General features: G+C 70.1%; 8 protein-coding genes. 1 reads left to right on the forward strand and 7 read right to left on the reverse strand.

Annotation, left to right across the window (positions count from 1 at the left end; genetic code table 11):
* Positions 1-139: 139 nt before the first annotated feature.
* Positions 140-910 (forward strand): MBL fold metallo-hydrolase, encoded by a 771-nt coding sequence (locus L0P92_RS00905; RefSeq protein WP_234760468.1) that lies wholly within the window; start codon positions 140-142, stop codon positions 908-910.
* A 138-nt stretch (positions 911-1048) separates the two neighbouring features.
* Here L0P92_RS00905 and L0P92_RS00910 read toward each other — a convergent pair whose 3' ends face one another.
* The 7 genes from L0P92_RS00910 to L0P92_RS00940 form a co-directional block, all read right to left on the reverse strand.
* Positions 1049-2089 (reverse strand): vWA domain-containing protein, encoded by a 1041-nt coding sequence (locus tag L0P92_RS00910; protein ID WP_234760421.1) that lies wholly within the window; start codon positions 2087-2089, stop codon positions 1049-1051.
* 115 nt (positions 2090-2204) lie between these two features.
* Positions 2205-3032 carry a class I SAM-dependent methyltransferase gene (locus tag L0P92_RS00915; RefSeq protein WP_234760422.1) on the reverse strand — a complete coding sequence of 276 codons (828 nt, stop codon included), beginning with the start codon at positions 3030-3032 and terminating at the stop codon, positions 2205-2207.
* A gap of 98 nt (positions 3033-3130) precedes the next feature.
* The gene (locus tag L0P92_RS00920) at positions 3131-3451 is read right to left on the reverse strand and encodes an ArsR/SmtB family transcription factor (protein ID WP_234760423.1); all 321 of its coding nucleotides are present in this window, start codon (positions 3449-3451) and stop codon (positions 3131-3133) included.
* Positions 3452-3517: 66 nt separating this feature from the next.
* A complete protein-coding gene (locus L0P92_RS00925) occupies positions 3518-3820 on the reverse strand; it encodes a hypothetical protein (protein WP_234760424.1) in 303 nt (100 codons plus the stop codon).
* Between the two features lie 248 nt (positions 3821-4068).
* Positions 4069-4446 carry a hypothetical protein gene (locus L0P92_RS00930; RefSeq protein WP_234760425.1) on the reverse strand — a complete coding sequence of 126 codons (378 nt, stop codon included), beginning with the start codon at positions 4444-4446 and terminating at the stop codon, positions 4069-4071.
* Between the two features lie 130 nt (positions 4447-4576).
* A complete protein-coding gene (locus L0P92_RS00935; RefSeq protein WP_234760426.1) occupies positions 4577-5983 on the reverse strand; it encodes a salicylate synthase in 1407 nt (468 codons plus the stop codon).
* Complete coding sequence (locus tag L0P92_RS00940; protein WP_308289584.1) at positions 5980-7659, reverse strand: (2,3-dihydroxybenzoyl)adenylate synthase; 1680 nt, start codon at positions 7657-7659, stop codon at positions 5980-5982. The genes L0P92_RS00935 and L0P92_RS00940 overlap by 4 nt, the downstream gene beginning before the upstream one ends.
* Positions 7660-7812: the final 153 nt, after the last annotated feature.

The following is a 7812-nucleotide window of genomic DNA, read 5'->3' on the forward strand; positions in this document are numbered from 1 at the left end:
GGTCTACGGGCAGCGGAAGCAGCAGAGGCGGCCGCGTCGGCCGTGCCCGGACTCAGAGAAAGTAGAAGAAGTGCATGCCGCTACTATAGCAAGACGAGACGACTCGTCTCCAGTAAGCGTTCTATAGACTCCCCGGATGATGGCCAGTGATCTTCTCCGCCTCACCGTCCTGGGCAGTGCGACCCCCTATGCGAGCGTGGACAATCCATGCTCCGGCTACCTGGTCTCCAGCGGCCGCACCCGGCTCTGGATGGATGCGGGCAGCGGAACGCTGGCGCAACTGCAGCGCCATGTCCGCCTCGACGAGGTGGACGCGATCTGGATCTCGCACCTGCATGCCGATCACAGCGCCGACCTGCTCACCGCCTACTACGCGGCGCTCTACGCGGACATACGACTCGCCGCGCCCATACCCCTGTACGGTCCGCCGGGCATCGCCGACCGGCTGGCCCACTTCCTCACCAACAGCTCCACGCGCAGCCCCGTCGAGTCCGCCTTCGCCGTCCATGAGCTGGAGGACGGGCATCGGACGCGCATCGGATCCCTCACCCTGACCAGCCGCGCAGTGGCCCACGGCATCCCGGCCTTCGCCGTGCGCATCGACGCCGAGGGCCGGTCGCTGGTCTACTCCGGGGACACCGCGCCGTGCTCCAACCTCACGCGGCTGGCCGAGGGGTGCGACGCGCTGCTGTGCGAGGCCGAAAGCGCCCAGGCGCCGGCCGAGGCCGAACAGGTGCATCACACCCCCGAGGACACCGGCGACACGGCAAGCGCGGCCCGGGCAGGCCGGTTGATCGTCACCCACGTCGGACGATTCCTCACCCCACAACAGGCGGTGGCACGCGCCTCGGCCCGATTCGACGGCCCGGTCGACTACGCCGCACCCGGCGCCACCTTCTCGATCGGTTAGGCCGAGCGCGCGCTCGGCAACTACCCGCCGTCCACCACCATGGGCAGCGCCCTGGCGCGCTGCCCACGGTGCCGGGCCAGTTGGAAGCGCGCCGGTGTCGGACTGGAGCGCGCGCCACCCACCGAGTTCCGCGGGGCGTCAGAGCATGAGCAGCAGTCGCGTGTTCTTCACGAGCTTCCGGTTCACACTGGTGCTCTGCACAAAGATCGTGAAGTCGTCGTTGTGGTCCGGCTTCACGCGGATCTCCGTGTCCGGCAGGCCCAGCAGAGCCCGTGCCTGCGGTCCTGTGTACACGCGGTCCGTCTTCTTCTCCAGCACCGCGATCTGCTTCTGCGCCTGGATCTTCTCCGACTTGCTCAGCTGGTAGAACGCACCACCGGTGCGGTACGTGTGCCCGCACTCAAGGACCCAGTCGCGGATCGCCGCGTCACGAGCGACCGGGATCAGCTGGTAAGCCGACGGATCCACCGGGGCCAGACCTGCTGCCTTGATGGTGTCCTTGTTGACCGCCTGCGCACCCGTGGAGAACACCGCCCGCGATCCGCGGATACCCCGGGAGCGGCCCACCATGAACTGCTCGGTGGCCTGCTGGATGACCTGCCCGGCCTCCTCCAGCCCCTGGGTGCTCGTGGCGTCCCAGACGGCGATGTTGTCCTTCGGGAAGCCGCAGTGCATGGCCTCGCGCTTGCCCATCTGATCCGGCACGAGAACGGCCAGGGTCCAGTTGTCCTCCTGGAGGTCGATCATCTCGGCCACGGCCCCGACCAAAGCGCGCGGGTCCCTGTTGTGTGCGTCGGGGCAGCGATGGCTGGCGTTCTCCTGCCCGTCCGTCAGCACGAAGGTCAGGAAGCTGTGGTCTCCGTACAGTTGAGCCGTCTGCGCCAGCTCCCGCTGCGACTTGAGCGTCGCCGCCAGCAGCGCCGTCATCCCACCGACCCGGTACAACTGCCTCAAGGACGGCATCCGCAGCACGTCCTTGTCATAGATGACGCACTCCACCTGGTCCGCGAAGACGTACACCGTGACACGGGTCTCCTGGTCCAACTCCTGCGATCGGCGGGCCAGATAGGCGATCTGCTGGTCAGCGACCTCCACGACCTTGCGACTCAGGTGCGACATCGACGAACTGGCATCCAGCACAAGTGCGACGTGGTTGATGTAGTTCTGGCTTCCCGACATGACAACTCCCCCTCATCCGACTCGATACCCCGATGCTCTCACCCACCACTGACAATCGATCTTGACCAGGGGAAGCGTCCGGGGAGCGTGCCGTGGCTGACGCATGCCGTGGTGTTCAGGGCAGTTGGACCAGGCTCAGCCGGTACTCCTCGACCTGAGGCAGCCGCTGCGCGGCGAGGTCGGTCAGCATCTCCTGGACGGCGGCCGGGAGTGCGCCGTACATCGGGGTGGGCAGGCCGCTGAGCGTGTGGGAGGCGAGGACCCGAGCTCCAGGTCGCCACTCGGTGAGCCGCGCCGGGTCGGCGCAGGTCCACTGCATCCGGGCGTCCACCTTGCTGAGGGCGTCGTGCTTGTCCTGGGCGTCGACCATGCCGGGGCCGGCGGTGTCGAGGGCCAGCGTCGATCCGGGGAAGCGAGTGGCCAGCAGGTCGACGACATGGTGGACGTCCGCCTCGGTCAGGAAGGGCAGGACGGCTTCGGCGGCGAAGAAGTACGGGCCGCCGGAGTGCGCGGAGACGGTCCTTGCCCATCCCTCGTCCGTGACCGACGCGGCGAGTGTCGTGCGCCGTGGAGTGTCGGTGAGGAACGTACGGCGCAGCTCGATCACGTCGGGGAGGTCGAGCTCGAACCAGCGGGCCCGGCCGTTGTCGGTGCGCTCGAAGCGGGTGTTGAGACCGGTGCCGATCTCCACCACGGTGCCGTCGGGGTGGGCGGCGAGGAAGTCCGCCGTCCAGCGGTCGAACAGGCTGGTGCGCAGTACCGTGCCGGTCAGGCTGGGCAGATGGTCGAAGTGGGCGAAGTCGTAGTCGATCGCCGCGACGATCTCCTCGGCGCGGGGATCGGTCAGGATCGGGTCCTTCTTGCGGTTCTCCACCGCCCAGCCGTACAGCGGGATCAGAAGGGTCTCCTGGATCGTGCCCAGGTTCGCGCCACGCCGCGTCATGACGGCCTCCCCGGCTCGCGTGAGTGGGGACGACGCTATATGAAAACGGATCCCATTAACAAGAGTGGCCCGGCTCCGCCGTGAGTGGCGGTGCCGGGCTATTCCTGTGCGTGCCGGATGGCGTCCAGCACGATGTGGGCGACGTGATCGTCGGTGAGGCAGTACTGGATCTCGCGGGCCTGGCGCCGGGTCGTCACGATCCGGGAGTTGCGCAGCACCCGAAGGTGCTGGGAGACCAGCGGCTGACTCACTCCGAGGGCGGCGACCAATTCGTGGACGTACTTTCCGCCCTGGGACAGTTCCCGCACGATGCCGAGGCGGACGGGGGACGCCAGGGCCTTCAGCAGGTCACTGGCGGCCTGTAGGTCGCGCAGCGGCTCGTCCGTCACGGCTATGGGAGAGGGCGGGGTGGTTGCCATATGCGCACATTAGCATGTGGCAATGGTTTTCGGTTGGTGTTCCCTTTACCGAACCCCGGCCCCGGATCAGTGGTCGTCCCAGTGCCCGTCGTGGGCGGCGTGGCGGTGGCCGTCGTGCACGTAGTCGACGTGGTCCTCGTGCGGGACGGCGACGTGACCGCAGCCTTCGCCGTGCCGGTGGTCGTGGTCCGCGTGGGTGGCGTGGCCGGCGGTGGCGCACTCGTCGACGTGGTCCCCGTGGGCCCGATGGATGTGGCCGTCGTGCGCGTAGTCGGTGTGGTCGCCGTGCGGGATGGCGACGTGGCCGCAGCCCTCTCCGTGGGTGTGCGTGTGGCCGTCGTGGGTGCGGTGTTCGGTGGCAGTGGTCATGTCGTGCTCCTGGGCGTGCTTTTCGGTCGCCTGTGGCTCATGTGCCGCAGGCCATGCATGGTGACATTAACATATAGCGATCCATGCATGTTTTGGTTGAGGATTCCTTACCCGCTTTTTGCAACGCGCCCGAGACCGCCTTGGCCGGCCCTCGCCGACGTCGGCGGGCCAACTCCGCCCGACGGGTGGGCCACACACCCACCCACCGAGCGGCATCGCCTCACACCTGCGTGCCGCACCGCCAGCCCTCAGTTGAGGTGGGCGACCTGCCGTGGCGCAGGCGCCGCGCGCAGGGTGTCGGGCAGCGTGCCGTCATCCGGCATGCCGGCCCGCAACCAGGCCCCGACCACCGCGGCCTCGGCCTTGGTGACAATCGGGCCAAGGCGTACGACGGCTCCCGTGGGGCTGCGATCCGCCGCGCACGGCTGCACGGCGGCATGGACTCCGCTCCGCAGACGGCAGTGCAGGAGCCGTTCCAGACAGCCGGTGGAGACCATGATCCCCTGGCGGCAGCTCCGTACAGCGCGCCGCAACCCGTCCATCACCTCCTCGTCGGCGGCATCGCAGTCGGCGCAGACGACCAGGGTGAAGGGCCGGTCCCGGCGGCCTCGTTCGGTGTCACTCATGCACAGGCTCCTTCCGTTGTGGGTGAGGTTGCGGGCGATGAGACGCGGCAGGCCGGTGCTGGACGCCGGTTCGAGAAGGAGGCCTGCTCGTCGTCCATCAGGTGGTGGGACAGGGCCTGGCCCTGGCGGTTCACTGCGGCTCCACGGGCGGTGTGCCGTGGCTCAGGCGGAGGTGCGGGGCGACGCTGCGGAGCTTCTCGCAGGTCTCCTCCCATTCGCGTTCCGGGGTCGACTGGCTCATGATCCCGGCGCCCGCGCGCAGCCAGCTGCGGCCGTCGCGCTGGAAGACCGTACGCAGGACGAGGGCCGCGTCGAGGGAGCCGTCGGCGTCGGCGGTCAGCACGGCCCCGGCGTACAGCCCTCGGGGCTCGGCCTCGTAGCGGCTGATGGTGCGCAGTGCCTCCGCTTTCGGGCAGCCGGTGGCGGTGATCGCCGGGAACAGGGTCGCCAGCGCGTGCCAGGGGCCGTGTGCGTCGGACAGCCGTCCCGTGACGCGCGAGGCGAGATGTTGCACCGAGCCGCGTTCCCGGACCGTCATGAACTCCTCGACGGCGACCGTGCCCGGGCTGCAGACCTGCGTCAGTTCCTCGACGGCGAGGCGTACCGAGATGGCGTGCTCGTGGATCTCCTTGGGGTCGCCCAGCAGGTCTTCTCGCAGGCGGGCCGTCTCGTCGGGCTCCGCTGTGAGGGCGCGGGTGCCGGCGAGGGGCTGGGTGGAGACGCGACGGGTGCCCGCCTCGACCTCGACCACCGTCTCGGGGCTGAAGCCGGCCGCCCGCCAGCCGCCCAGGTCGAGGAGGAAGGACCGGGCGGGTGTGTTGGCCCGCCGGCCCGCGAGGTAGGTGGCGGTCAGGTCCGGGCGCGCGGCCTCGGGCAGGGGCAACGGGCGGGAGAGTACGGCCTTGTGGAGTCTGGCCGCGCGTATGTCGTCCACGGCGAGTGCCACGGCACGCCGGTACGCGGCCGGGTCCGAGCGCACCAGTGCCTCCGGGTCGGCGGGGGCCTTATCGTCCCGGTCGGGCCTCGTCGCGGCCAATGCCTCGGCGATTCCAGTCACTTGACGCGGGACGGCCGTGCGGATGCGTGCCTTGCCCGGGGTGAGCTCGACCTCGGTGGTCGGCAGCATCAGGTGGAGTACGGGGGCGGAGCCGACGGTTCCCGTGTCCGGGTACAGCAGGTGGGCGAGTTCGAAGGCGGCCCAGCCGTGGATCTGCCAGTCGCGGTGCGGGAGGTGGGCGAGGGCCTCGGCGACCTGGTCCAGCGGTCTCGCCGACGTCGGCTGCGTCGCCGACCGGGTGCCGCAACGGGCCGTGATCCGCTCCGCGTCCACGGTCACGGTCGCGGCGGGGCCGGCGGCGTACGTCCAGGTACCGGCACGCTCGTACACGACGTACTCGCTGCCGCCGACTCCACTGCGGGCGAGCCGGACCGCCGCCACCGCGGGGTCCGCGCAGGACTCCACGATGTGCGCGGGGCCGAGGTCGGGCAGGGCGTCGGCCCACGAGGTCCAGGGTGCGGTGGTCATGAAGTGCGTCATGAAGTGCGTACTCCTTCCGGGCCGTCAGGCCCTTCGGCGGCGGGGCGCGCACGCCCGGCGATCCCGGTCAGCGCGTTCGCCAGGGATGTCAGGGCACGCTTGTCGGTCTTGCCGACGGCGGTCACCGGGAGGGCGTCGAGCACCTCGATGCGGTCGGGGATCTTGTACGGGGCCAGGCCGCGCTCCCTGAGGAAGGCCGCGGCCTCCTTGCGGCCGGGTGCTTCGGCATCCGGCGCCGGCACGACGAACGCGCAGGTGCGTTCGCCGAGCAGGTCGTCCGGGACGGGGACGACGGCCGCGTCCGCGATGGCGGGGTGGGTGATCAGCTGTTGCTCGACCTCGGCGGCGGCGACTTTGTCCCCGCCCCGGTTGATCTGCTCCTTCACCCGGCCCTCGACGACGAGATGGCCGGTCGGGGTGCGGCGGACCAGGTCGCCGGTGCGGTAGTGGCCGTCGGCGGTGAAGGCGGTGGTGTTGTGTTCGGGGGCGCGGTAGTAGCCGCGCAGGGTGTAGGGGCCGCGGGTGAGCAGGCGGCCCACCGCGCCGGGGGGTACGTCGCGGTCGTCCTCGTCGACGATGCGGATCTCGTCGTCGGGTGAGAGCGGTCGGCCCTGGGTGTGCAGGACGACGTCCTCGGGGGCGTCCGGTTCGGTGTAGTTGAGCAGGCCCTCCGCCATCCCGAACACCTGCTGCAGTACGGGCCCGAAGGCGCCCCGCACCTGGATGGCATGCTCCGGCAGCAGCCGGGCGCCGCCGACCTGGAGCAACCTCAGCGAGGACAGGTCCGCCCCGGCCCACCCGGTCGCCGTGGCCCAGACCCGGGCGGTGGGCGGGACCAGCGCGGTGGCGGTGACGCGCTCGCGCTCGATGAGGGCGAAGGCGGCGTCGGGGTCGGGCTCGTCGGTGAGCACCGCAGTGCCGCCCGCGTGCAGCGCGCCGAGGACTCCGGGGCACCCGAGCGCGAAGTTGTGGGCGACGGGCAGCGCGGCGAGGTAGACGGTGTCCGGTCCGAAGCGGCACAGCTCGGCGCTCGCGCGGACGTTGTAGGCGTAGTCGTCGTGGGTGCGCGGGATCAGCTTGGGCAGGCCGGTGGTGCCGCCGGAGACCAGCAGCAGTGCCACTTCCGAGGCGTCGTCGTGGACGGGGGACACGCCGGACACGCCGGTGCCCGGCCCGTCGAGCGGGGTGTGGGTGCCAGGGTCGCCCACGACCAGGACGTGCCGTAGGCAGGGGGCCTCCTTCACCACCTCGGCGGCCAGTTCCCGGTGGTCGAAGCCCTGGTGGACGTCCGGAACGACGTACGCCACGGCCTCGGACAGCCGGCACAGATGGACGATCTCGCTCCTCCGGTGCAGCGGGAGCGCCAGGACGGGGACGGCGCCGAGCCGCTGGAGCCCGAAGAACACCGCGAAGAACTCGGGGATGTTGGGCAGTTGGAGGACCACCCGGTCCCCGGCCGCGATCCCGAGCCCGGCCAGCCTGCGCGCGACGCGGTCGGCGGCGGACTCCAGTTCGGCGTAGCTCAGCCGCCGTTCGCCGTGCACGAGGGCGGTGCGGTGCGGGTGTGCGCGGGCCCAGGTACGCAGCAGTTGGTCGAACGTTTCCCCTCGCCAGTAGCCGGATGCCCGGTAACGAGCGGCGAGTTCTTCGGGCCAGGGCGTACAGCCGTCGAGCACGTGGATCCACCCCTTCTGTCGCGGATGCGATGCGGTCCTGCTGGTCGTGGATGTGCGGATGTGACGTTCGCGCCGGGGGCTTGTTAGCGCCCCCGAAAGTATTGTAGGAAATGAATACCATTTTCAATAACTGGATGCCATCACTCCGTATCC

Origin of the sequence: Streptomyces muensis, assembly GCF_021474425.1 — a bacterium.
Classification (GTDB): domain Bacteria; phylum Actinomycetota; class Actinomycetes; order Streptomycetales; family Streptomycetaceae; genus Streptomyces; species Streptomyces muensis.

Excerpts from the sequence above, each read along its gene's own strand:
- L0P92_RS00930 (WP_234760425.1), bottom strand. The coding sequence starts at position 4,446 with ATGAGTGACACCGAACGAGGCCGCCGGGACCGGCCCTTCACCCTGGTC.
- L0P92_RS00915 (WP_234760422.1), bottom strand. The coding sequence starts at position 3,032 with ATGACGCGGCGTGGCGCGAACCTGGGCACGATCCAGGAGACCCTTCTG.
- L0P92_RS00935 (WP_234760426.1), bottom strand. The coding sequence starts at position 5,983 with ATGACGCACTTCATGACCACCGCACCCTGGACCTCGTGGGCCGACGCC.
- L0P92_RS00925 (WP_234760424.1), bottom strand. The coding sequence starts at position 3,820 with ATGACCACTGCCACCGAACACCGCACCCACGACGGCCACACGCACACC.
- L0P92_RS00920 (WP_234760423.1), bottom strand. The coding sequence starts at position 3,451 with ATGGCAACCACCCCGCCCTCTCCCATAGCCGTGACGGACGAGCCGCTG.
- L0P92_RS00910 (WP_234760421.1), bottom strand. The coding sequence starts at position 2,089 with ATGTCGGGAAGCCAGAACTACATCAACCACGTCGCACTTGTGCTGGAT.
- L0P92_RS00905 (WP_234760468.1), top strand. The coding sequence starts at position 140 with ATGGCCAGTGATCTTCTCCGCCTCACCGTCCTGGGCAGTGCGACCCCC.